The sequence below is a fragment of the Sedimentitalea sp. XS_ASV28 genome (assembly GCF_041224545.1).
Classification (GTDB): Bacteria; Pseudomonadota; Alphaproteobacteria; order Rhodobacterales; family Rhodobacteraceae; genus Sedimentitalea.
Genome location: NZ_JBGFGP010000148.1, coordinates 1 through 22,229, shown reverse-complemented (window position 1 = coordinate 22,229; position 22,229 = coordinate 1). Strand labels below are relative to the sequence as shown.

Genomic DNA, 22,229 nt, shown 5'->3' with positions numbered 1-22,229 from the left:
GACTGGATGATCCGGGGCGCTCTGCCCCGTACAAATCCGACAGGAGACACATGGCATGTCCATTCTTCAATCGCTCATTCCGCCAAAGGGCTTGCGGGTGCTGGTGACGGCAGGGGCCGGCGGCATCGGCGAGAAAATCACGGCCGGGTTCGTCGAGGCCCAAGCCAGGGTTCACATTTCCGACGTGAATCCGGAGGCGGTGAACGCCGCTGTCGGCGGCGCCGTCACTGGCAGCGTCGCGGATGCCGGTGACGAAGAGGATACGCGGCGTCTGTTCGATGACGCGCGCGAGGCGATGGGCGGGATTGACGTGGTGGTTGCCAATGCCGGGGTGGCGGGGCCGACGGCCACGGTGGCGGACATCTCGGCCCGCGAGTGGGACGGGACACTGGATGTCAACCTGCGCAGCGCCTATCTGGCGGCGCGGTTCGGCGCGCCCTACCTGATCGAGAACAAGGGTGCGTTCATTGCCATGTCCTCGGTCGCCGGACGACACGGATTTGCATATCGCACCCCGTATTCTGCGGCGAAATGGGGAATCATTGGCCTCGTCAAGAGTCTGGCGTCCGAGTTGGGGCCGCAGGGCGTGCGCGCGAACGCGATCCTGCCCGGCATCGTCAGGGGGCCGCGGATCGATCGGGTGATCTCGGCCCGGGCAAAAGAGCTTGGCATTTCGTTTGACGAGATGAAGGAACAGAATCTGGCCAAGGTATCGCTGCGCCGGATGGTCGAGCCGGAAGATATCGCGGCAACCTGTCTGTTTCTCTGCGCCCCCGGCGGTGGCAACATCTCGGGTCAGGCCCTGAGCGTTTGTGGAAATGTCGAGGCATTGTGATCATCGGCGAGCGATTGATCGGGCGTGCACACAAGCCGCAGAGCGAAGGCACCGGTGCGCCACCCTTGTGAAATGTCGGTGCGACAACGCGCACCGAAACGACACCAGACAATCAGAGGACAGGCAATGGCCAAATCAAGTCGGAAAGTCATCATCAGCTGCGCCGTAACCGGCGCAATCCACACACCGTCAATGTCACCCCACCTGCCGGTAACACCCGAAGAAATCATCGCCGACTCTGTCGCGGCCGCCGAGGCGGGGGCAACGATCCTGCATCTGCATGCCCGCGATCCCGGCAATGGGCGTCCAACGCAGGATCCCGACGCCTTTCGTGCCTTTCTGCCACAGATCAAGCAGGCGACCTCGGCGGTCCTCAACCTGACCACCGGCGGCAGTCCGCATATGAGCGTGGCCGAACGCATGCGCCCGGCAGCCGAACTCAGGCCCGAGCTTGCATCGCTCAACATGGGGTCGATGAACTTCGGGCTCTATCCGATGCTTGATCGGTTCAAGGAATTCCAGCACGACTGGGAACGCGAGCATCTGGAAAACAGCCGCGATCTGGTGTTCAAGAACACGTTCAGTGACATCGAACACATCCTGCGGACCGGACATGACACTGGCACGCGGTTCGAATTCGAGTGTTATGACACCAGCCACCTCTACAACCTTGCCCATTTCGTTGATCGCGGGCTCGTCGAGGGACCGTTTCTCGTTCAGACCGTGTTCGGATTGCTGGGGGGTATCGGCGCGCATCCTGAGGACGTGATGCATATGAAGCGCACCGCCGATCGCCTGTTCGGCGATGCCTATGTGTGGTCCGTTCTCGGCGCGGGCCGCAACCAGATGAACGTGGCCGCACAGGCAGCGGCGCAGGGGGGCAATGTTCGGGTCGGGCTGGAAGACTCGCTCTGGATCTCGCCCGGCCAGCGCGCCGAAAGCAATGCCGATCAGGTCCGCAAGCTGCGCCATATTCTCGAGGGGCTGAGTCTCGACGTGGCCACCCCCGACGAAGCCCGCGAAACCCTGGCGCTGAAAGGCGGCGCAGACGTCGGGTTCTGACACCGACGGTGTCGGATGCCGCCGTCCGTCAGGAGCGACAGTCTTAACGTGGCCTGCGCAGCACAGCGTATTGCGCGTAACCCCGGTAGAGATCTTGAAACCGCGTCGTGCCCCCGATGCCCGAAGCGAGCCTGTCAAGCGTGGATTTCAGATCGCGCCTCGGGGTCACGTGGAACCTTTCGAGCCATCGGTAGAGCGCGGACCTGAACCATTTTGGCAGGCCGTTCTGGTCGTGAAAATCCACCACATGCAACTCACCGCCGGGCGCAAGATGCGCGCTGGCGTTGGTCAGAGCGATGTGCCAGTCGGGGATCATCGAAATGCCATAAGAGATGAAAATGCGGTCGAACTTTGCCCGCCGGAACAGATGCGCCCCCTCAAAGGTGCAGGCATCCCCCTGAGCCAGATTGGCGCTCTGCCTGAGAGTGGCCCGCGCCGTGGTGAGCATTTCTGACGAAATATCGAGACCATAGAAAGCAGTATCCGGATACCTGCGGATCGCAACCTGCAGGTTTCGCCCGGTGCCGCAGGCAATTTCCAGCACGTGCGCACCGGGTTTCGGATCAAGCCCGGCGATCAACCTGTCACGCCCGAACAGGTAGTATTTCCGGGTCAGGTCATAGAACAGTCGCTGGTGACGATAGGTGCGGTCCATCAGTTCCGCATGGGATGTCGTGGTGAAATCGAGCACGGCAGTTACCCCGCAAACCGATAGAGGTGAAAGGCGCCATAGATCGCCGAACGGTCGCGCGCGGTGCCGCGCGCCGACCGCTCCGGGTCATAGCGCCAGCGCTCAAGAATGTCTGGCGCGACCCGGCCCGGCAGAATGTCGTCGCAGCTGCCGGTGCGAAAGATGACACGCGCGCCCGGTGTCGCCGTACGCGTGATTTCCCGCCACAGCGCATTGAGCTGTGCATCGTTCATCCAGTCCTGCGCATCCAGCAACACATAACCCTGTTTCGAACGGTCGGGTTCCAGCGCGAGTTGATCTGTCAGCGACCGGTTCACGATACGCCCCCGGCTGGCATGGTCGCGCAGAGCCCGATAGTTGCGTTCCTGCAAATAGGGCGGCAAAGCCGCGTCGGGTGCGGGGTCGTAACTGCGTGCAAAGGCCTGCCACGCGAAATAGTTTTCGCGGATCGGGAAGGCGCACATCAGCTTGCGCACCCTCTCGCGCAGCACCGGCAACACGTCACCGCCCCCATCGGCTGCCAGTTTGTCATATTGCGCCGGCGGTATTCCAAGGCCGAACAGGGCGGCGCGAAATCCCGCCAGCCTTCTGACCAGCCACATATCGAACAGCGGTGCGACCCTCGATTCGAAAAAGGCCTGCTGTTCTGAGAGGGATCGGGCGGTCAGGAGGGGCGATAATTCGACCCGCCCCAGCCGCGCGACCAGATGCACCGCCCCCAGAAAGCGGCCAAGCGCGCCGTGCCGGTAGAACCCCGACCGGAACACCGAAATCCGGCGGCTGAACATGCACCGCCCATCCCAGAACGCCCGTGTTTCGGGATCGAGAGAAGGACGGATATAGCTGTCATAAAGGGTCATGTTGCTGGCCATGTCCGCACGTCCAAAGAACTGGTAGAACGCGGCATGGTCAGGCAGGCTGCGGGCCGCGGCGAGCTTCAGACGGCCAAGCGCGACATGAGCCGGCGACAGATCGACCGCGGTGACCGAGGCCGGGCCAGCGGTCAGGTAGGACAGAAGATTGCAGCTTCCGGATGCGATGCAAACGAGGTTGTCCTCCGGCGCAATTTCGAGTGCATCCATGTCGACGACCGGGTCTTCCCAGATTTGCGGATAGACCAGGCCGAGAAACAGCCGCGAAAAGAGGCGTTCCAGCCATCCCGTTGCAGCATCGCCATTCTGTAGGATGGCGGCATCCAGTTGGATCTGTGCGGACTGACTCATGGTTTGGGCCTCTTATACGTTTTCGAGCGTCTTGGATCTGGCACGCCGGATCCGTCGCAACCTGTGGCGCCTTTCGCGGGTCGAACGCTCCCAGTCGAGCAACACGAGGCGGCCGTCATCGCGTTCGGCAACCGCCGTACAGCTTTCCACCCAGTCGCCGGTATTCACATAGCTGATCCCGTTGATCTCGCGGATCGCTGCGCTGTGGATATGGCCGCAGATCACACCGTCATAACCGCCGCGCCGGGCTTCCGCCGACAGGACATTCTCGTATTCGCTGATGAAGTTGACCGCCTGTTTCACCTGGTGCTTGGCCCATTTCGACAGTGACCAGTACTGGCCCCCCCAGACATGCCGCACCCGGTTGACCCATGTGTTCAGCCAGAGCATGAATTCATAGGCCCGGTCCCCAAGATGGGCAAGCCATCTGGCGTTGGTCACGACCGCGTCGAATTGATCGCCGTGGGTCACGAGATAACGTTTGCCGTCATGCGACGTGAAATCGGCGGTGCGCAGGACCTCGATACCTCCGAAATGCGTCCCCGGATACGATCGCAGGAATTCGTCGTGATTGCCGGGAATCAGGAAAATCTGCGCACCGTTCTGCGCCTTTGCAAGGATCGCCTGGACGACGTCGTTATGCGCCTGCGGCCAAAGGAATCCCTTGCGGCGAATGCGCCAGGCATCAACGATGTCGCCCACAAGATAATAGCTGTCCGCGTCATGACCGTTGAGAAAATCCAGCAACAGATCGGCCTGGCATCCCGGCGTGCCAAGATGGATGTCAGAGAGAAATATGGTCCGGTACTTCAACGTGCCTGCCCGAGATTGCCCGTGTTGACACAGGTCTAGCCTCGCGGTTTGACAAATCCGTGACAGGTTTCCGCCGCCGGTCTGATCACGTGGTCAGAGGCAGGGTTCACTCCACCGCGCGACCGGCGCGAACTGTGTCGGGGAGGCTCCGGATCCGGGCCGGATCAAGCTGGCCTTTGAGGCCGATGCAAATCACGCCGATGTCGTGATCCCCGCTCGCAGCCTCTATATTGTGGCGGTTGCCGACAACATGGAGCAGCACCTTACCGTCATCACCCGCAACAAAACCCTTGGCCCGATCCACGCCCGGATCATTGGCGAGCGCGGCCCCGAGCGCGTCGGCATCCACGATACCGTCAGGCCGCAACACGATACTTTCAAATTGGCTATGCACGGTGTCCGCTGCGGATGTGTGGCGCGCGGGGAAGGGCAGGGCACCCAATGCCGCGGAAATCGGGATTTGCCCGGACACCACGGGAAGGATGCGCTTGCCCGGATGAGTGCTCCTCAGCCAGTCGCGTACCTCATCGAGTTGTTGTTCCGACACGAGATCGGCCTTGGTCAGTAATAGAATGTCCGCCTGGGACAATTGGCGCTCGATGGTATCGGCCAGATAGGTGTTCCTGGCGTTCCGACGGATCTGTTCGGCATCGGCCAGGACCAGCACCGCATCGGACCGCAGACCGTCGATCAGTCGGACGCTGGCTGCGATCGATGCCGGCAGGGCGACGCCTGAGGCCTCGATCAACACGTGATCCGGTCTTGGCGACATGTTCTGGATATCCGTCAGCGCGCCGATCAGGTCACTGCCGAATGCGCAGCACACGCACCCGCCCGCGATGGAAATCAGCCCGTCATCCGAGGATTCGATCAGATCGGCGTCAATCGGCAATTCGCCGAATTCGTTGACGAGAACCGCGAGACGCTGGCCTTCGTTATGTCGGAGCAGATGATTGACCAGCGTTGTCTTGCCCGCACCGAGGTAGCCGGCAATGACCGACACCGGCAAATCCATCATATGGTTGCCGCCTCGAAGATGCGGCCACCCTGAACCGTGCCCCACACGGGAATATCCTTGAGCGCTTCGGGTGCGACCTCCATCGGGTCCTCCTCCAGCACCGCAAAATCCGCGCGTTTCCCGACTTCGATCGAACCGATCACATCGTCCATTTTCATCGTCACCGCCGCACCGATCGTGATGGCATGCAATGCCTGTTCGACCGATATGCATTCATGCGCGCCTTGTATCCGCCCAGAAGCCGTCCGCCGGTTGACAGCGGCCCAGGCGGTGAACAGCGGCCCCAGCGGCGTGACCGGCGCGTCAGAATGGATTGTCATTGGCACCCCTTCCGACAATGCGGTATTGCACGCATTCATCCGCAGCGCACGCTCGGGTCCTACGGTCAGGTTATAGTGCTCATCCCCCCAAAAGAAGTGGTGATTGGCAAACAGGTTCACGCACATCCCGAGCCTTGCCATCTTGCGGAATTGCGCCGCCGAAGCGAGTTGGCAATGTTGCAGGGTGAAACGATGGTCGGCGTCCGGCGCCTTGCGCAATGCCGTTTCCAGCGTTTCGATAGCCAGTTGCGTCGCCTCGTCACCATTGGTGTGCGTGTGAACCTGCACGCCCGCCGCAAGTGCGCGTTCGTAGATCTCGGCCAATTGATCCGGCGCGATGTACCAGAGACCGTTTTCCGCGCCATTGTAATAACCCGGCCAGCGGATCCGGGCGGAGAACCCCTGAATCGATCCGTCGGCAACCACCTTGATGCGACCGAGTTCAAGCCGCTCGGTGCTGTGCTCGCGCAAAGATGCGGTGTAATCCACCAGGTCCTTGGGCGACATGCCGAAGTTGATCCGAAAGGCGACCATGCAGACAGGGTAATCGTTGGCACTGGTCACATCCTGAAACATCTTGAGCAGATCATCGTCCAGTTGCTGACCCAGATCGGACGACGTCGTGACTCCCGCCCGCACGCACAGGCGAGCATAATTGCGCAGGGCGCCGGGATCCGATGCCAGGAACGAGCGGTCCAGGCCCACGTGTTTTCCCGCGGGCATCATGACTTCCGGACTCTTGAGCTCGCCCGTGGGCAAACCGTCATCGCCCACCGGAATTCCCGGATGGTTCTGGCCTTGCTTCAGCAGACCCGCCAGTTCAAGCCCCTTGGTATTGACGTTCAGAATATGCCCCGACGCGTGCATCACACCCACAGGCCGCGTTTCCGATACCCGGTCGAGATCCGCGCGGGTCATGCGCACATTGTCCATATAGATCGGATCGAGTCCCCATCCCAACAGGGGTTCATCCCCGCCACCCAGGGCGGCTTCGGCCTCCTTGAGCCGCGCGACCACATCGTCAACGGATTTCACCCCGCCCCAGACCTTGCCGTCGGGATCCATCCGGTCGAACCATCCGACATAGGTAAAGCTCCAGAGGGCGCCTTCCATGCTGTGGGCGTGACCTTCAATCAGCCCCGGCATCAGCACCTTGTCAGCAAAACGGTCATCCAGGTCGTAAGGCCCCCATCCGGCGAGTTCATCAAGCGTTCCGGTGCCCAGTATCCGGCCGTCGCGCACCGCGACATGGCTTGTTTCGGGCCGGTTCGGGTTCATGGTGATGATTTTTCGGGCGGAATAGATCGTGGTTTTCATTTTTTCATCCTGTTCATCACGCATATGCTGACGCGAGCCTAGAAAGATTTAATTCGTCAGAAAAATGGATATAATCAGGGGAAAAAGACTAATTTCTGGTGGAATGGCGAATTGCAGAACTTTACCCTGAAACAACTCCGATATGTCGAGGCCGCCGGTCGGCTCGGATCAATAGCGAGCGCAGCCTGCGAGCTTTCGATTTCTCAGAGCTCGATTACCGCTGCAATCGAGGCGCTGGAGGTAGGCTTGGGATACGATCTTTTTATCCGCACCCCGTCCAAGGGCATTCGACCTACCCCGCAGGGCACCCAATCCCTGGTCCTGATCCGCCGGTTCCTGCAGCAGGCAAGAAATTTTCAGACCGAGATCCAGTCTGTCGCCGGCACGGCGCGCGGGACGCTGCGAATTGCATGCTACGTGACCGCTGCACCGTCCTTTCTGCCGATCATCCTGCGCAGCGTCACCGAGCGCTTTCCCGGCCTGTCTATCACCGTTCTGGAAGGATCGCTTTCGGCGATTGTGGATTTCGTCAACGAGGGCGAGGCGGACCTGGCATTCACATATGATATTTTCAAAGATGCCAAGCACCGCTTTTACCCCCTGTTTTCCCCACCGCCATTTGCGATTGTGTCGAATGACGATCCGATTGCCAATGCGGGCAAGACGTCGCTCGCCGAGCTTTCCGAAAGACCGCTTGTCATGCTCGATCTGCCGGGTGCACGCGATTATTACAACGACATGTTCCAACGGGCCGGACTGGACCCGGAAATCGCCCATACCACGCGATCATCCGAGATCCTGCGCGCGCTCGTCGCCGGCGGGTTCGGGGTCGCGATGCTCAACATACGTCCGCTCGACTATCGCGAGGCCGAGTCCGGCTATCGGATCGTGCCGATTCTGGACGGCGCTCCGGCCACCCCTTTCGGCATCGCAATCGGCAACACCACCGGAGTCCCGAAAATGATCAGGGCGTTTATCGAGAACTGCCTTGAACTGAGCAGGGATGGTGCGTTCGATCATCTGGTTGTGTCATGAAGTGCTTTCACCGGTTTTTTGGGGGATAGCTGTCTAATTTATCAGTTTTTTGATGGAAGAAGCCTGCGCTAGGCTGATGCGAATTGATCGACTGTGAAAAACAGCGGCACATGCGACGGGTCATAATCAGGGAGACCGAACATTCATGAAACTACGAACCAAAAATCTCTTGGCGGCCAGCTTGATCGCGGCGTTTTCTGCCGGGGCGGCTGTGGCGCAAGACACGCCAAAGGCAGGCGGCACGCTGGTGGTTTCCCTCCCGGGCGGCACCCCGCGGGTGCTGAACCCCGCAGTGCAATCGGGAACGGCCACGGGGATGCCGGGCACCCAGCTCTTTGCCTCGCCGTTGCGTTATGACGACGACTGGACGCCGCAACCCTATCTCGCCAAGAGCTGGGAGGTCAGCGACGACGGGCTGAAGGTAACGCTATATTTGCAGGAAAACGCCACCTTCCACGACGGCACGCCGATCACGTCCGAAGACGTCGCGTTTTCGGTGGATGTGATCAAGCAATATCATCCGTTCAAATCCATGTTCGCCCCGGTCGAAAGCGTCGATACCCCGGATGAACACACGGCCGTTCTAAACCTGACGACTCCGCATCCGGCCCTGATGCTGGCCATGTCCGGGCAACTCATGGCGATCATCCCGAAACACATCTATGGCGACGGGCAGGATCCCAATAACCATCCGCGCAACAACGAGGATGTCGTGGGGTCGGGTCCGTTCAAGCTGGTCGAGTTCAAACCCGGCGAGCATGTCATCCTCGAACGTTACGAGGGCTATTGGGAAGAAGGCCTGCCCTATCTCGACCGGATCGTGGCCCGGATCATCAACGACAGTTCTGCGCGCGCGATCGCCTTGCAGAATGGTGAAATTCACATGTCGACTTTCGAATCCGAGCCCACCATCATCAATCGGCTGAAATCCGACGACGAACTGATCGTGACCAAGGAAGGATATGGCGGCATCGGCGCAATTGACTGGCTGGCGATGAACACCACCCGTGGCCCCCTGCAGGAGGTCAAGGTGCGTCAGGCCATAGCCTATGCCATCGACAAGAATTTCATTCTCAAGGCGCTCATGCGCGGCACCGCCGTCGAAGCCCGAACCGGCATTCACCCGGACAGCCCGCTCTATACGCCCGATGTCGAGGCCTATGAACTCGACCTGGACAAGGCGAATGCGCTGCTCGACGAGGCCGGGTATCCGCTGGAGAACGGCAAACGCTTCGACCTGAATATCGAGGTGCCCGGTTTCCCCGGCTACAAGGCTCAGACCGAATACGTCAAGGCCGCGCTATCCAAGGTTGGCATCAACGTGACCGTTCGCGCGCATCCCGATTTCCCGAGCTGGGCGCAGGTCATGGGCAACATGGATTTCGACCTCTCGTTTGACAGCGTCTATAACTGGGGCGACCCGGTGATCGGTGTGAACCGGACCTATCTGAGCTCGAATATCGGCAAGGGCGTCTGGTCGAACACCCAGGGCTATGCGAACGAACGCGTTGACGAAATCCTCGCTCAGGCCGCAACCGAGATGGACGCCGAAAAACGCAAGGCGCTCTATGCGGAGTTTCAGCAAATCGTCGCTGAAGAGGTGCCGATCTATTACGTCAATGCCGTGCCTCAGCATACGATCTATTCCAACAAGGTCGGCAACCCGCCAAAAGGTATCTGGGCCTCCAGTTCGCCGATGGATCGGATCTATCTGAAAGACTGATACGGTTGCCTGCGACTGTCCTGGTCGCAGGCGATCCGACCCTGTTTAGCGGCTGAAAGGCGATCCCCATGAACGCATTGCGTGTTACGACGACACGGATTTTCTACGCGGTTCTGTTGCTGCTGGCGGTCCTCGTGCTCAATTTCACGATGATGCACCTTGCCCCCGGCGACGTCGCCGACACCATTGCACAGTCAATGGGCGGGGCGGACGAGGAGACCATGGCACAAATCCGCGCCGATTACGGCCTGGACAAGCCTTTCATCGTGCAACTCGGAAGTTATCTGGGCCGCGTCATCCGGTTCGATCTCGGGTATTCGTTCTACTACAATCAGCCGGTGACAACACTTATTCTGCAGCGGCTGCCCGCAACGCTGTTGCTGGTTTTCACCGCACAGCTTTTCGCGATGATTGTGGGCGTGGTGCTGGGGGTGATTTCCGCGCGCCGCCCCAATGGCATACTCTCGCATTTTGTCACCTTCATCTCACTGTTCGGCTATTCCGCACCGGTTTTCTGGACCGGGATCCTGCTTTTGATCGCGTTTTCCCTGAAAATCCAGTGGTTCCCGGTGGCCGGCATGCGCGACGTTACGCTGGAAGGCGGCTTTTGGGTCCAGACGCTGGACATTATCCGCCACATGGTGCTGCCGACCATTACCCTCGGCTCGATCTTTCTCGCGCTCTATTCACGACTGTCCCGGGCGTCGATGATGGAAACCCTTGGTTCCGACTATGTTCGCACCGCCAAGGCCAAGGGCCTTACCGAACGCGAAGTGGTATACAAGCACGCGCTCAAGAACGCGCTGTCACCGGTCATCACCCTTGCAGGCCTTCAGTTCAGCGCGGTGATCTCCGGGGCGGTGCTGGTGGAGACAGTGTTCGCCTGGCCGGGTCTCGGGACACTCGCATTCCAGTCGATTCTCGCGCGTGATACCCCGACCATTCTGGGCATCCTGTTCTTTTCCGCCTTGATGGTCATTGTGGGCAACCTGTTGACCGACTTTGTTCTGCGGCTCGTGGATCCGCGCCTGAAAGGACGTGCATGATGAGCGAACAAACCGTTGACGCCCCGGTTGCCAAGGCCCGCTCGCCGCTTTCTGAAGCGTGGGAAATGTTCCGCCATAACCATTCCGCCATGCTCGGTCTGGCCCTGTTGTCGCTGATCGTGCTTGCCGCGATCTTTGGCCCCATGCTGTATCAGACCGATCCGTTCGATATGGTCTGGGCACCGTTCTCGCCGCCGGGCGAAGAGGGCTTTCTGCTGGGAACCGATTACCTTGGGCGGGATCTGCTGTCGCAAATCCTGCACGGGGCGCGCGTGACGCTGATCATCGGGCTTTCGGCGGCGATCGTCACCGTGGTGATCGGCGTCACGGTCGGGGCGCTGGCCGGGTTTTACGGCGGCATCATCGAAGAGATGCTGATGCGCTTTACCGAGTTTTTCCAGGTATTGCCCACCTTGCTGTTTTCGATGGTCATTGTCGCACTCTTCGGAGCGAGCCTTCCGATGATCACCTTTGCCATCGGCATCGTCAGCTGGACCGCCGTTGCGCGCATCACGCGTTCCGAGTTCCAGCGTGTCCGCGAGCTTGAATATGTCATGGCCAGCCGCGCATCCGGGGCCACCAATGCCAAGCTCATGTTCCAGGTGATCCTGCCGAACGCGCTGCCCCCGATCATCGTGCAATCGGCGCTGATGGTGGGGTCCGCGATCCTGTTCGAAGCGGGGCTGAGCTTTCTCGGGCTGACCGATCCCAACGTGGTGAGCTGGGGCCAGATCATCGGCTCGAACCGGCAATACATCCTCGAGGCCGGTTTTACCGTCACCATACCCGGGCTTGCGATCTTCATCACCGTCCTTGCAATCAGCCTGGTTGGCGACGGTCTGAACGATGCGCTGAACCCAAAGCTGAGGAAACGCTGATGGCGCCGCTACTCAAGGTTGAAAACCTGCGCATCGAACTGGCGACACGGGCCGGGGTCGCGCCGGTCATCGACAATCTCAATCTCGAACTGGCGCATGGTGAGAGCATCAGCTTCGTGGGTGAATCCGGCTGCGGCAAATCCATGACCGCGCTTGCGATCATGGGGCTCTTGCCCGAAGGGATCGGCCGCGTCGCCTCGGGCAGCATCCAGTTCGATGGCGAAGAGCTGACCACCGCGTCACCACGGCGGCTGCGCCAAATCCGTGGCAACGAAATCAGCATGATCTTCCAGGAACCGATGACGTCGCTGAACCCGGTCTACACCGTCGGTGAACAGATCGCCGAGGTCTTGCGCGCGCATCAGGGCCTGGGCCAGAAAGCCGCCTGGGCTCAGGCCATCGAACTCCTGGATGCGGTGCAGATCCCAAACCCCAAAAGCCGGGTCGACGCCTATCCGTTCCAGATGTCAGGCGGCCAGAGACAACGCGTGATGATCGCCATCGCCCTGGCCTGCACGCCCAAGATCCTGATCGCCGACGAGCCGACCACCGCGCTGGACGTCACGGTTCAGGCCCAGATTTTCGATCTGTTGCGCGATCTGCGGGCACAAACCGGCACGTCGATCATCATGATCACGCATGACATGGGGGCGGTGGCCGAGATGTCCGAACGGATGATCGTGATGTATGCGGGGCGCAAGGCCGAAGAAGGCCCGGTCGATCAGGTCATCACCCATGCACGTCACCCCTATACCAGCGGGCTGATCAGCTGCGTGCCGCACATCATGGCAAACCTGACGGAAGAACGGCATGATCTGACAGAAGTTCCCGGAATCGTGCCCGGACTGTCCGAATTCGGCCAGGATCTGTGCCTGTTCGCGCCGCGCTGCCCGCGCGCCAGCGACAAATGCCTGAGCGCAAGACCCCCGGACGTGCCATTCGGCAGCGCGCGCAGCTCTGCCTGCTGGCATGCGGAGGATTTGTGATGACCGACCTTCTCGACGTTCATAACCTGACGGTCCGCTTTGGCGTTCGCCGCAAGGGCGGAATGTTTGCCAGGCAGACCTACCTGACGGCGGTGGATGACATCTCGTTCACCGTCCGCAAGGGCGAGACGCTGGCCATCGTTGGCGAGTCCGGCTCTGGCAAGACGACCGCCGCGCTCGCGATTGCCCGCCTTGTGAGCGGTGTGACGAGCGGCAAGGTAGAGCTGGAAGGCCGCGATATCCTGCCCCTTGACCGCGATGATCTCAAGGACATGCGCCAAAAGGTTCAGGTGATCTTTCAGGACCCATATTCCTCATTGAACCCGCGCAAGCGCGCGGAAGACATCGTACGTGAACCCCTGGACAGCCTGACCGACAAATCCGACTCCGAAAAGCGAGAGATCGTTGACCAGTTGTTCAAGGCGGTCGGTCTGCGCCCGGAACAGAAACGACTGTTCCCGCATCAGTTCTCCGGCGGTCAGCGTCAGCGGATCGGCATAGCCCGCGCGCTTTCCACCCAACCCGAGGTGATCATCTGCGATGAACCGGTATCGGCGCTGGACGTGGCGGTGCAGGCGCAAATCCTGAACCTGTTACGGCGCCTTCAGGCCGAATACGGGCTGACCTATCTGTTCATCAGCCATGATCTGGGTGTCGTACAGCACATGTGCGACAGCGTCGCGGTCATGTATATGGGCAAGATCGTCGAACATGCCGATCGCATGTCATTGTTCAACACCCCCCTGCATCCCTATACCGAGGCGCTGTTGTCCGCCGTTCCCTCGGTTGACCCCCAGCTGCGAGAGAACGCGAAGCGCATTCTGATCCCCGGCGACCCCCCGGATCCGCTGAACCTGCCCAAGGGCTGCAGGTTCGCGTCACGCTGCCCTGTCGCCGCGCCAGAATGCCGTGAAAGCGCACCGTCCCTGGACGCGGTAACGTCAACTCATCGCGTCGCCTGTCATCTGGTCGAAGGCGAGACATCGCCGCTTGCCAAATTATCCGCCAACTGAAAGCGCGCGTCCGGCGGTAGTGACCCGTCTTCAAAAAAACATCGATCACATGCGGAATAAAATTTGCATGTGAAACGTCTCTTTTCCGAACCAAGGCATTCAAAGGCACCCAAGCCGGTACCCAAGGGAGGACAAGATGGCGCTTGATGACGACAAGAAACACACCGTTCAGGAGTTTTTCGCGACAGATCCGGAAAAGGCGGACAAGGCGTTTTTCGGCCGTGTTGCCAATCCTGACCGGCGCGGGTTCCTGAAACGAACCGGTCTTGCCACGATGGCGGCAATGGTCGGCACGTCGATCCCCTTTCATCGCAACATGCCGGTCGGGTTCGTCCCGGCGGCGATGGCGCAGGATGACGTTCTGGTGGGCAAGGACGGCCTGACGCTCCTAAATGATCGCCCCGTCAATGCCGAAACGCCGCCCGAATTGCTGGACGACCCGATCACGCCGACAAACCGGCATTTCATCCGGAACAACGGTATTCCGCCCCAGGATGTCGACCCCGCGACCTGGACGCTGACCATTGACGGATTCGTGGATACCCCGATGGAACTGAGCATCGCCGACCTGCGCGAGCAGTTCGAGGTCGTGACGATGGCGCTGACGCTGGAATGCGGCGGCAACGGGCGGGGTTTCTTCAATCCGCCGGCCAAGGGCAACCAGTGGACCTATGGCGCAATCGGGTGTTCCGAATGGACAGGTGTGCGGCTCAAGGACGTTCTGGAAAAGGCCGGGGTCCAGTCCAATGTGGTCTATACGGCGCATTATGGCGCGGACACGCATCTTTCGGGCAAGGCCGACAAGCTGCCGATCTCGCGCGGGCTGCCCATTGACAAGGCCCTGACCGACAACATCCTGATCGCCTTTGAAATGAATGGCGATGCGCTGCACCCGATGAATGGCGCGCCGCTGCGCCTCGTGGTGCCCGGCTGGCCGGCGTCGACGGCACAGAAATGGCTGACCCGGATCGAGCTGCGCGACCAGGTGCATGACGGCCCCAAGATGACCGGCACCTCTTATCGCGTACCCGGCTATCCGGTGGCCCCCGGTCAGGATGTGCCGGAAGAGGATTTTGTCATCATCGAACGCATGCCGGTCAAATCGCTGGTGACGTTCCCGGCCAATGGTGCGGAAACCGGGATGAGCACGCAGGTGCGGGGCCATGCCTGGTCCGGAGACCGTTCGATCACCACGGTTGAACTCTCGACCGATTTCGGCGCGACATGGTCAACCGCCGAGCTTGACGACCCGGTAAATGACGGTGCCTGGCAGAACTGGCGCGCGGACGTTTCGTTTCCGCAGGCGGGGTATTACGAAATCTGGGCCCGCGCGACGGACAGCGAAGGTGTGATGCAGCCCTTTGCCATCGACTGGAACCCGAAAGGGTATCTCAACAACAGCATGCACAGGGTTGGCGTGCGCGCCAGCTGACTGTTCGGGGTGACGCATGCCGTCACCCCAGCCAGAGATTCGAGAAATGGAGAACCCCATGGCATTCGCAAATCTGCGAACCCTTACCGTTGTGGCCATTGCCGTGGCCGCAGCATCGCCGGCACTTGCCGATCTTGACGCTGCGCTGGCCGCCGCCGACCCGGAAAAGGGCGCGCGCGTGTTCAAGAAATGTGCCGCCTGCCATACCGTGGAGCAGGGCGGCAAATCCAAGGTTGGCCCAAACCTCTTTGGTGTCGTCGGCGGACCTGTCGCGGCTGTTGACGGATTTGCCTATTCATCGGCCCTGAGCGAGGCTGGCGGTGACTGGAGCGTCGAACGGCTGGACGCCTTTCTGGCCAAACCGAAAGACGCAATCAAAGGGACAAAGATGAGCTTTGCGGGCCTCAGGAAAGACTCGGAGCGGGCAAGTCTGATCGCCTATCTGAACGGGTTTTCTGACGCCCCGCTGACATTTGGCGCCACAGAGGCGGACGCGCCAGACGAGGCCACCGAAGAAGAAGACTACGAATTTGGCGTGCTGTTCGATGCGCCGGGCGTCGAGACGACCTATTACGCCTGCACCGCCTGTCATTCGGAAATGATCGTGGCACAGCAGGGCCTGACCCGCGACGAATGGGAAGAGATGTTCGAATGGATGGTCGACGAACAGGGCATGGACGAGCTTGAAGAGCCCGACCGCACCGAGATCCTCGATTATCTGACGGCGCATTACAACACCGACCGGCCGAACTTTCCGCGCAAGTTGAACTAGCGCGTCTCGCGATGGAACTGACTCACCTGAAATTTCATGAAATCAATGATTTAAACGCGCAGGTCATGCTCGGGGTGTCAAGCTAATCGCGCGACACTCTGGAAGATGTGATGCGACTCCGGTTCGGAAAAGCGGCCCGGCTCTGCCGACGTCCTGGCGTTCGTTGTTAAAGAGTGATTTTGGTAAAGTCCAAGAGGGTATGAAAACCCATGCCCTTGGAAACCGGCGCAGACCCTTTGGCGCAGCCAGAGGGTCTGTCGCCGGTTTTTCAGGCTGGTGTGGCCACCGGTGCAGATGCGCAGGCGTCAGCCGATGCAGGGGCGGGTGTTTGTTGCCTGGATCGCCGTCGCCATAACCTGATCGGCCGGCTCTGACTGCGTGATGCGCTTGAGATAAAGCGCGATCGCATCGAACCGCGATTGGTCCATGCCCGTCGCAACGATCAGATGCCGCAGATTGTTCGGGGTCGTCCATTCCGCGATCTGGTATCCGCCGGTCTCGTCCGCCTGATCCAATGCAAAGTTGCCCCGGAAATAGGTCAGACGGCACCCGTTCCGACCGGTGTAGTGGGTAACATCACCAGTATCCAGAGTGCGATGGGACACAGGCATGAGGTTGGCACCGGTCAGATCCGGCGTGTCGGCTTGTGCAAATGTGGCGACCAGCCGAAGATCATCTTCTTCCGTCGAGAACGCTTGTGCGGCAAAATCGGCATGAATGCCCTGTATCGTGGGTGTGGCGTTGCCGTTACCGTTGCCGAAAACGACGGCGGCCGCGATCGCCAGGGCAAGTGCGCCACCCGCGATCCACCTGCGCGGCTTCCAGTTGCTGTTTGCCGTCCGTTCCGTCGGGAATACAGCCCGTTGCGGTATTTCAGGGCGCAGCGACGCGAGGCTGACGGACACACCCGTCACATCGCGAAGCGCATCGGCAAGGGCCGGTTCGGAGGCAAGCCGCAGGTCCATCCTGCTGCGCTCGCGCTCGGTCAGCTCATCATCATGATATGCATTGACCAGTTCCCAGTCCTTGTCGTTCAATTCGTTCATTTTCCGCGTTTCTCTGCAACATCGCGCGTCTCGGCGCCATCCACCAATTTCAGAAGCGCCCTTCGCGCCCGGCTGACCCGGCTCATCACTGTGCCGTTGGCGACGTTCATGACCTCTGCCGCTTCCGCATATTTCAGCCCCATTATGTCCACAAGGCACAGAACCTCGCGCATATCCGGCGGTAGCTTGCCAAAGGCAAGACGGACCAGAATATCGCGCGCCGCGTCCGATGACCCCGCTTCATCAGAGAGACGTCTCTCGGCGGCCAAATATTCCCTGCGCACTCGCTTTTTACGGAGTTCGTCGTAATGCAGGTTGCGGATAACGCGAAACATCCAGGGCCGAAGCTCGTCAATGCGCGCTGGCCTGTTATCCGTCCGCAACGCCCGTTCGATTGCATCCTGTATCAGGTCTTCCGCATCACTGGCCGACGCGCATATGGCCAGCGCATATGCCCGGAATTCAGGAAGCAGGATTTCGATATCTGTGCGCCTCGGCATGTCAGGACTCTGACGCCGGGTCCGCGCCAAGTCAAACGAGCAAGCCCTATCACCCGATCCCGGAAGGGGCCACCGTACTTTTACACCACGTTAAAATTGTTGTGGGGTAGCCGCAAATCTGATAATTTACCCCACGTAAAATTCTTTGTGGGGTAAATCCATGCAATACCTGAGTTCGGTCGCGCGCAGTGCCTGGATCGACCTGCTGCGAAATCTCAAGGATGGTGCCGTGTCCGGACTGATCGGCACACCGAAACGTAAAGAGGTCGGCAACAGGATCTACTGGTACGACCATTACCGCCTGGGACGTCAGACCATCGACCGTTACATCGGAGAGGACAGCGCAGATTTGCGGAGCAGGCTGCACCGCCACAAGGAGCTTGCCGGGCAGGACCGGGTACGGGAAAAGGAACGCGCCCGGTTGATGCGCATCCTGCGGGCCGAGGGTCTGCGCATGGCGGATATCAACACCGGGCAAATCGTATCCGCCATGGCCCGCACCGGTGTGTTTCGGCTGGGCGGTACGCTGGTGGGGACAAACGCCTTTCTGTGCTATGAGGGCGAACTGGGCGTCAGGATCGGATTTGATGCGGCGGCACAGACCGACGACATCGACATCGCGAGCTTCGAGCGCCTCTCGATCGTCATCAATGACCGCGTCGAGACTCCGCTGGATGAGGTATTCGGCGACCTCAGGTTTGACCCCGTACCCGCGCTCGACCGACAACATGTCTGGCGTTGGCGGCAAACCGACCGGCAGACGATGGTCGAATTCCTGACGCCCTCGTTTGACGACGAGGAAGGCCTGCGAGAGCTGCCGTCACTGGGCGTCAGCGCGCAGAGCCTGCATCATCTGAATTATCTCATTGCCGAACCGCTGCAGGTTCCGTTCCTCTATCGCTATGGATCGCTCGTGCAGGTTCCGCGCCCGGAACGTTTCGCCATTCACAAGCTGATCGTGGCAGACCGTCGGCGCGACGGGCCGGACTCGGCGAAATCCGGCAAGGATCGCGCACAAGCGGCCTTTCTGATCGAGGTGCTGGCCAATGAACGGCCGGTCGAACTGAGCGACGCCTATGCCGAAGCGCGCGAGAAAGGACCCGCCTGGCGCAAACGCATGTCGGCCAGCCTTGCGCTTATGCCGAAAAGCCGTACCATTCTCGAACGCCTCTGACAGGCTCTGACTTCAGGATGTGTAACAGTCCTGTAACGGCATTTGGTGCCCCGGATGTGCCGGATCGGCTTACCCCCCATTTCTGCACTGGGAAAGCCCCTAAACACCTGAGACATCTGGTCGCTCTGATTGGGCTTGTGGCCCTCTGAGAGTTTGTATACTGCGGTATACAACGAAGGGCGATCCGGGTCTCCGACTGCATCGGACAAGCCGGTTTTTCGCATTTCAGCACCCATCTGCGCCTAGGAGAAACCCCATGGACCTCTACACCGAATACCGCAACGAGATCGACTCGCGCAAGGCACAGGGCCTGAACCCCAAGCCGATTGACGACGCAGCCCTGACCGCCGAGATCATTTCGATCATCAGGACCGCCGATCATCCGCATCGCGACGAGGCATTGAATTTCTTCATTTACAACACGCTGCCCGGCACGACCAGCGCCGCAGGTGTAAAGGCCGGGTTTCTCAAGGAAATCGTGCTGGGCGAAGCAGAGGTTAACGAGATCTCGGGCGAATTTGCTCTGGAGCTCCTCTCGCACATGAAGGGTGGGCCGTCTGTTGCGGTGCTGTTGGATCTCGCATTGGGCGAGGATGCCGACATCGCGGGGCAGGCCGCAGAGGTGCTTAAAACACAGGTGTTCCTCTACGAGGCCGACACTGATCGGCTGAAGGTTGCATATGAGAGCGGGAATCCCGTCGCCAAGGACATCCTGCAAAGCTATGCGCAGGCAGAGTTCTTTACCAAGCTGCCCGAGGTCGACGAGGAAATCGAGGTCGTCACCTTCATTGCTGCCGAGGGCGATATCTCGACCGACCTGCTGTCGCCCGGCAACCAGGCCCATTCCCGGTCCGACCGGGAGTTGCACGGGAAGTGCATGATTGACGAAGCCGCACAGAAACATATCGAAGAGCTCAAGCTGCAACATCCCGGCAAGCGGGTCATGCTGATCGCGGAAAAGGGCACGATGGGCGTTGGCTCAAGCCGCATGTCGGGCGTCAACAACGTGGCGCTCTGGACCGGCAAGCAGGCGTCACCCTATGTGCCCTTCGTCAACATCGCCCCGGTCGTGGCAGGCACCAACGGGATTTCGCCGATTTTCCTGACCACGGTCGGCGTCACAGGCGGGATCGGCATCGACCTCAAGAACTGGGTCAAGAAGCTCGACGAAGAGGGCAAGCCGATCCTCAACAATGACGGCAACCCGATCCTCGAACAGAAATACTCGGTGGAAACCGGTACGGTTCTCAGGATCAATTCCAGGAAAAAGAAGCTCTACAGCGAAAGCGGCGAAGAGCTGGCAGATATGTCTGCCTCTTTCACGCCGCAAAAGATGGAGTTCATGAAGGCGGGCGGCTCTTATGCCGTCGTCTTTGGCAAGAAACTGCAAACCGTCGCCGCCGGGATCCTGGGTGTCGAGCCTGCACCGGTATTCGCGCCCTCCAAAGAGGTATCGCATGACGGTCAGGGCCTGACCGCGGTCGAAAAGATCTTCAACGCCAATGCCCTGGGCGCGACCCCGGGCAAGGTGCTGCATGCGGGTTCGGATGTGCGCGTCAAGGTGAACATCGTCGGCTCGCAGGACACCACCGGTCCGATGACCGCGCAGGAGCTCGAAGCGATGGCCGCCACCGTTCTGTCGCCCGCCGTAGACGGCGCTTACCAGTCGGGTTGCCACACCGCATCCGTCTGGGATGCCAAGGCGCAGGCAAACACGCCGAAGCTGATGGCCTTCATGAACAAGTTCGGCCTCGTCACCGGGCGCGACCCCAAGGGCAGGTACCACGCGATGACCGACGTGATTCACAAGGTCCTGAACGACATCACGGTGGATGACCACGCCATCATCATCGGCGGCGACAGCCACACGCGAATGTCCAAGGGCGTGGCGTTCGGTGCGGACTCGGGCACCGTCGCGCTGGCGCTGGCCACCGGCGAGGCCTCGATGCCCATCCCTGAATCCGTCAAGGTGACGTTCAAGGGAAAAATGGCCGATCACATGGACTTCCGGGACGTTGTTCATGCAACGCAGCAACAGATGCTGCAACAGCATGGCGACAACGTCTTTCAGGGCCGGATCATCGAGGTCCATATCGGGACGCTGCTGGCCGACCAGGCGTTTACCTTCACCGACTGGACAGCCGAGATGAAGGCCAAGGCCTCGATCTGTATTTCAAACGACGAAACGCTGATCGAGTCGCTGGAACTGGCCAAGCACCGTATCCAGATCATGATCGACAAAGGCATGGAGCATGAAAACGGCATGCTCGCCAAACTGATCGCCATCGCCGACGCGCGCATCGCCGAGATCAAATCCGGCGAAAAACCTGCGCTGACCCCGGATGACAATGCGAAGTATTTTGCCGAAGTGGTGGTGGATCTCGATGCGATCAACGAACCCATGATCGCCGATCCCGACGTCAAGAACGCCGATGTTTCCAAGCGGTATACCCATGATACCATCCGCCCGATTTCGTATTACAAGGCGGAAAAGAAGGTGGACCTGGGGTTTGTCGGCTCGTGCATGGTGCACAAGGGCGACGTCAAGATCGTCGCACAGATGCTGCGCAATCTCGAGAAGGCGGGCGAAAAGGTCGAGTTCAAGGCCCCGCTGGTCGTTGCGGCGCCGACCTACAACATCATCGACGAGCTCAAGGAAGAGGGCGACTGGGAAGTGTTGCAGAAATACTCGGGATTCGAGTTTGACGACAGCGCCCCCAAGGTCACGGCGCGCACCGAATACGAGAATATCCTGTATCTCGAACGCCCGGGCTGCAACCTGTGCATGGGGAACCAGGAAAAGGCGGCAAGGGGCGATACGGTACTGGCAACATCCACACGCCTGTTCAAGGGCCGGGTTGTCGAGGACGCCGAGGACAAGACCGGCGAATCGCTGCTGGCCTCGACCCCGGTGGTTGTCCTGTCCGCGATCCTGGGCCGCACGCCCACGCTCGACGAATACAAGACCGCCGTGCAAGGTATCGACCTGACCAAGTTCGCCCCGCCGGCGCAAAAGCCTCTCGATACGCTTTCCGTGCATTTCTGACAGTCCGGCTGATCGTACTGTGTCGCGCCCCCGTGCCTTTGGCATCCACGGGGGCGCTGCGATTTTTACACGCAGGGGCGAGGCAAGGTGAGGGACTGTATTTACCCGTTTTCTTGAATTTTTGAGTGATTTATTTTTTGGAATATGTGTTTATGTTCTTTGTTCTGTATTGGATGTTGTTGAGTATTGGTGCGATGTTGCGCCTGTCCGGAGTGAAGGCGTATCGGAATGATCCCAGACGTTAAGTTTTATCTTTCGCTGTTTCTGCGGCGGATTCATTATTTTCTGCTGGTGTTCCT

The 22,229-nt window shown here is 60.0% G+C and carries 19 protein-coding genes; 12 read left to right on the top strand and 7 right to left on the bottom strand.

What is annotated here, in order from left to right; translation table 11 throughout:
* Nucleotides 1-55 precede the first annotated feature (55 nt).
* Entirely contained in the window at nucleotides 56-835 is a 780-nt protein-coding gene (locus AB9K34_RS14855; protein WP_369955208.1) for an SDR family oxidoreductase, read from the top strand.
* 126 nt (nucleotides 836-961) lie between these two features.
* The gene (locus AB9K34_RS14850) at nucleotides 962-1,897 is read left to right on the top strand and encodes a 3-keto-5-aminohexanoate cleavage protein (protein WP_369955207.1); all 936 of its coding nucleotides are present in this window, start codon (nucleotides 962-964) and stop codon (nucleotides 1,895-1,897) included.
* 43 nt (nucleotides 1,898-1,940) lie between these two features.
* On the opposite strand, the gene AB9K34_RS14845 is transcribed toward AB9K34_RS14850, so the two are convergent.
* From AB9K34_RS14845 to AB9K34_RS14825, 5 genes are all read right to left on the bottom strand, one after another.
* The gene (locus AB9K34_RS14845) at nucleotides 1,941-2,552 is read right to left on the bottom strand and encodes a class I SAM-dependent methyltransferase (RefSeq protein ID WP_369955247.1); all 612 of its coding nucleotides are present in this window, start codon (nucleotides 2,550-2,552) and stop codon (nucleotides 1,941-1,943) included.
* Between the two features lie 41 nt (nucleotides 2,553-2,593).
* On the bottom strand, nucleotides 2,594-3,811 hold the full coding sequence (locus AB9K34_RS14840; RefSeq protein ID WP_369955206.1) for a DUF3419 family protein: 1,218 nt from the start codon (nucleotides 3,809-3,811) through the stop codon (nucleotides 2,594-2,596).
* Between the two features lie 12 nt (nucleotides 3,812-3,823).
* Entirely contained in the window at nucleotides 3,824-4,624 is an 801-nt protein-coding gene (locus tag AB9K34_RS14835) for a UDP-2,3-diacylglucosamine diphosphatase (protein ID WP_369955205.1), read from the bottom strand.
* Between the two features lie 106 nt (nucleotides 4,625-4,730).
* The gene (locus tag AB9K34_RS14830; protein ID WP_369955204.1) at nucleotides 4,731-5,642 is read right to left on the bottom strand and encodes a GTP-binding protein; all 912 of its coding nucleotides are present in this window, start codon (nucleotides 5,640-5,642) and stop codon (nucleotides 4,731-4,733) included.
* Nucleotides 5,639-7,279, bottom strand: a complete 1,641-nt coding sequence (locus AB9K34_RS14825) for an amidohydrolase (RefSeq protein ID WP_369955203.1) — start codon at nucleotides 7,277-7,279, stop codon at nucleotides 5,639-5,641. The genes AB9K34_RS14830 and AB9K34_RS14825 overlap by 4 nt, the downstream gene beginning before the upstream one ends.
* A 111-nt stretch (nucleotides 7,280-7,390) precedes the next feature.
* Between AB9K34_RS14825 and AB9K34_RS14820 the strand changes: the two genes are divergently transcribed.
* The 8 genes from AB9K34_RS14820 (at nucleotide 7,391) to AB9K34_RS14785 (ending at nucleotide 16,164) form a co-directional block, all read left to right on the top strand.
* Nucleotides 7,391-8,314, top strand: a complete 924-nt coding sequence (locus AB9K34_RS14820) for a LysR family transcriptional regulator (protein ID WP_369955202.1) — start codon at nucleotides 7,391-7,393, stop codon at nucleotides 8,312-8,314.
* 145 nt (nucleotides 8,315-8,459) lie between these two features.
* Nucleotides 8,460-10,037 (top strand): ABC transporter substrate-binding protein, encoded by a 1,578-nt coding sequence (locus AB9K34_RS14815; protein WP_369955201.1) that lies wholly within the window; start codon nucleotides 8,460-8,462, stop codon nucleotides 10,035-10,037.
* Nucleotides 10,038-10,105: 68 nt separating this feature from the next.
* The gene (locus AB9K34_RS14810; protein WP_369955200.1) at nucleotides 10,106-11,083 is read left to right on the top strand and encodes an ABC transporter permease; all 978 of its coding nucleotides are present in this window, start codon (nucleotides 10,106-10,108) and stop codon (nucleotides 11,081-11,083) included.
* Complete coding sequence (locus AB9K34_RS14805; protein ID WP_369955199.1) at nucleotides 11,083-11,961, top strand: ABC transporter permease; 879 nt, start codon at nucleotides 11,083-11,085, stop codon at nucleotides 11,959-11,961. Before AB9K34_RS14810 ends, AB9K34_RS14805 begins: the two co-directional genes overlap by 1 nt.
* A complete protein-coding gene (locus AB9K34_RS14800) occupies nucleotides 11,961-12,947 on the top strand; it encodes an ABC transporter ATP-binding protein (RefSeq protein ID WP_369955198.1) in 987 nt (328 codons plus the stop codon). Before AB9K34_RS14805 ends, AB9K34_RS14800 begins: the two co-directional genes overlap by 1 nt.
* Nucleotides 12,947-13,960 carry an ABC transporter ATP-binding protein gene (locus tag AB9K34_RS14795; protein WP_369955197.1) on the top strand — a complete coding sequence of 338 codons (1,014 nt, stop codon included), beginning with the start codon at nucleotides 12,947-12,949 and terminating at the stop codon, nucleotides 13,958-13,960. The genes AB9K34_RS14800 and AB9K34_RS14795 overlap by 1 nt, the downstream gene beginning before the upstream one ends.
* 136 nt (nucleotides 13,961-14,096) lie before the next feature.
* Nucleotides 14,097-15,392, top strand: coding sequence for a sulfite oxidase (locus tag AB9K34_RS14790; RefSeq protein WP_369955196.1), 1,296 nt, complete (start codon nucleotides 14,097-14,099; stop codon nucleotides 15,390-15,392).
* Between the two features lie 58 nt (nucleotides 15,393-15,450).
* Complete coding sequence (locus AB9K34_RS14785) at nucleotides 15,451-16,164, top strand: cytochrome c family protein (RefSeq protein WP_369955195.1); 714 nt, start codon at nucleotides 15,451-15,453, stop codon at nucleotides 16,162-16,164.
* Nucleotides 16,165-16,469: 305 nt separating this feature from the next.
* Here AB9K34_RS14785 and AB9K34_RS14780 read toward each other — a convergent pair whose 3' ends face one another.
* Both AB9K34_RS14780 and AB9K34_RS14775 read right to left on the bottom strand, forming a co-directional pair.
* Nucleotides 16,470-17,210, bottom strand: coding sequence for a hypothetical protein (locus AB9K34_RS14780; RefSeq protein WP_369955194.1), 741 nt, complete (start codon nucleotides 17,208-17,210; stop codon nucleotides 16,470-16,472).
* Nucleotides 17,207-17,710, bottom strand: a complete 504-nt coding sequence (locus tag AB9K34_RS14775) for an RNA polymerase sigma factor (protein WP_369955193.1) — start codon at nucleotides 17,708-17,710, stop codon at nucleotides 17,207-17,209. The genes AB9K34_RS14780 and AB9K34_RS14775 overlap by 4 nt, the downstream gene beginning before the upstream one ends.
* A gap of 160 nt (nucleotides 17,711-17,870) precedes the next feature.
* On the opposite strand from AB9K34_RS14775, the gene AB9K34_RS14770 reads away from it, so the two are divergent.
* The gene (locus tag AB9K34_RS14770; protein WP_369955192.1) at nucleotides 17,871-18,884 is read left to right on the top strand and encodes a GSU2403 family nucleotidyltransferase fold protein; all 1,014 of its coding nucleotides are present in this window, start codon (nucleotides 17,871-17,873) and stop codon (nucleotides 18,882-18,884) included.
* 256 nt (nucleotides 18,885-19,140) lie between these two features.
* On the top strand, nucleotides 19,141-21,930 hold the full coding sequence (locus AB9K34_RS14765; protein ID WP_369955191.1) for a bifunctional aconitate hydratase 2/2-methylisocitrate dehydratase: 2,790 nt from the start codon (nucleotides 19,141-19,143) through the stop codon (nucleotides 21,928-21,930).
* Nucleotides 21,931-22,229 lie beyond the last annotated feature (299 nt).

Bases quoted from the DNA above. Each gene is read 5' to 3' on its own strand.
- AB9K34_RS14850 (WP_369955207.1), top strand. From the start codon at position 962: ATGGCCAAATCAAGTCGGAAAGTCATCATCAGCTGCGCCGTAACCGGC.
- AB9K34_RS14815 (WP_369955201.1), top strand. From the start codon at position 8,460: ATGAAACTACGAACCAAAAATCTCTTGGCGGCCAGCTTGATCGCGGCG.
- AB9K34_RS14840 (WP_369955206.1), bottom strand. From the start codon at position 3,811: ATGAGTCAGTCCGCACAGATCCAACTGGATGCCGCCATCCTACAGAAT.
- AB9K34_RS14765 (WP_369955191.1), top strand. From the start codon at position 19,141: ATGGACCTCTACACCGAATACCGCAACGAGATCGACTCGCGCAAGGCA.
- AB9K34_RS14775 (WP_369955193.1), bottom strand. From the start codon at position 17,710: ATGCCGAGGCGCACAGATATCGAAATCCTGCTTCCTGAATTCCGGGCA.
- AB9K34_RS14780 (WP_369955194.1), bottom strand. From the start codon at position 17,210: ATGAACGAATTGAACGACAAGGACTGGGAACTGGTCAATGCATATCAT.
- AB9K34_RS14810 (WP_369955200.1), top strand. From the start codon at position 10,106: ATGAACGCATTGCGTGTTACGACGACACGGATTTTCTACGCGGTTCTG.
- AB9K34_RS14790 (WP_369955196.1), top strand. From the start codon at position 14,097: ATGGCGCTTGATGACGACAAGAAACACACCGTTCAGGAGTTTTTCGCG.
- AB9K34_RS14800 (WP_369955198.1), top strand. From the start codon at position 11,961: ATGGCGCCGCTACTCAAGGTTGAAAACCTGCGCATCGAACTGGCGACA.
- AB9K34_RS14830 (WP_369955204.1), bottom strand. From the start codon at position 5,642: ATGATGGATTTGCCGGTGTCGGTCATTGCCGGCTACCTCGGTGCGGGC.
- AB9K34_RS14785 (WP_369955195.1), top strand. From the start codon at position 15,451: ATGGCATTCGCAAATCTGCGAACCCTTACCGTTGTGGCCATTGCCGTG.
- AB9K34_RS14805 (WP_369955199.1), top strand. From the start codon at position 11,083: ATGAGCGAACAAACCGTTGACGCCCCGGTTGCCAAGGCCCGCTCGCCG.
- AB9K34_RS14855 (WP_369955208.1), top strand. From the start codon at position 56: ATGTCCATTCTTCAATCGCTCATTCCGCCAAAGGGCTTGCGGGTGCTG.
- AB9K34_RS14770 (WP_369955192.1), top strand. From the start codon at position 17,871: ATGCAATACCTGAGTTCGGTCGCGCGCAGTGCCTGGATCGACCTGCTG.
- AB9K34_RS14795 (WP_369955197.1), top strand. From the start codon at position 12,947: ATGACCGACCTTCTCGACGTTCATAACCTGACGGTCCGCTTTGGCGTT.
- AB9K34_RS14845 (WP_369955247.1), bottom strand. From the start codon at position 2,552: ATGGACCGCACCTATCGTCACCAGCGACTGTTCTATGACCTGACCCGG.
- AB9K34_RS14825 (WP_369955203.1), bottom strand. From the start codon at position 7,279: ATGAAAACCACGATCTATTCCGCCCGAAAAATCATCACCATGAACCCG.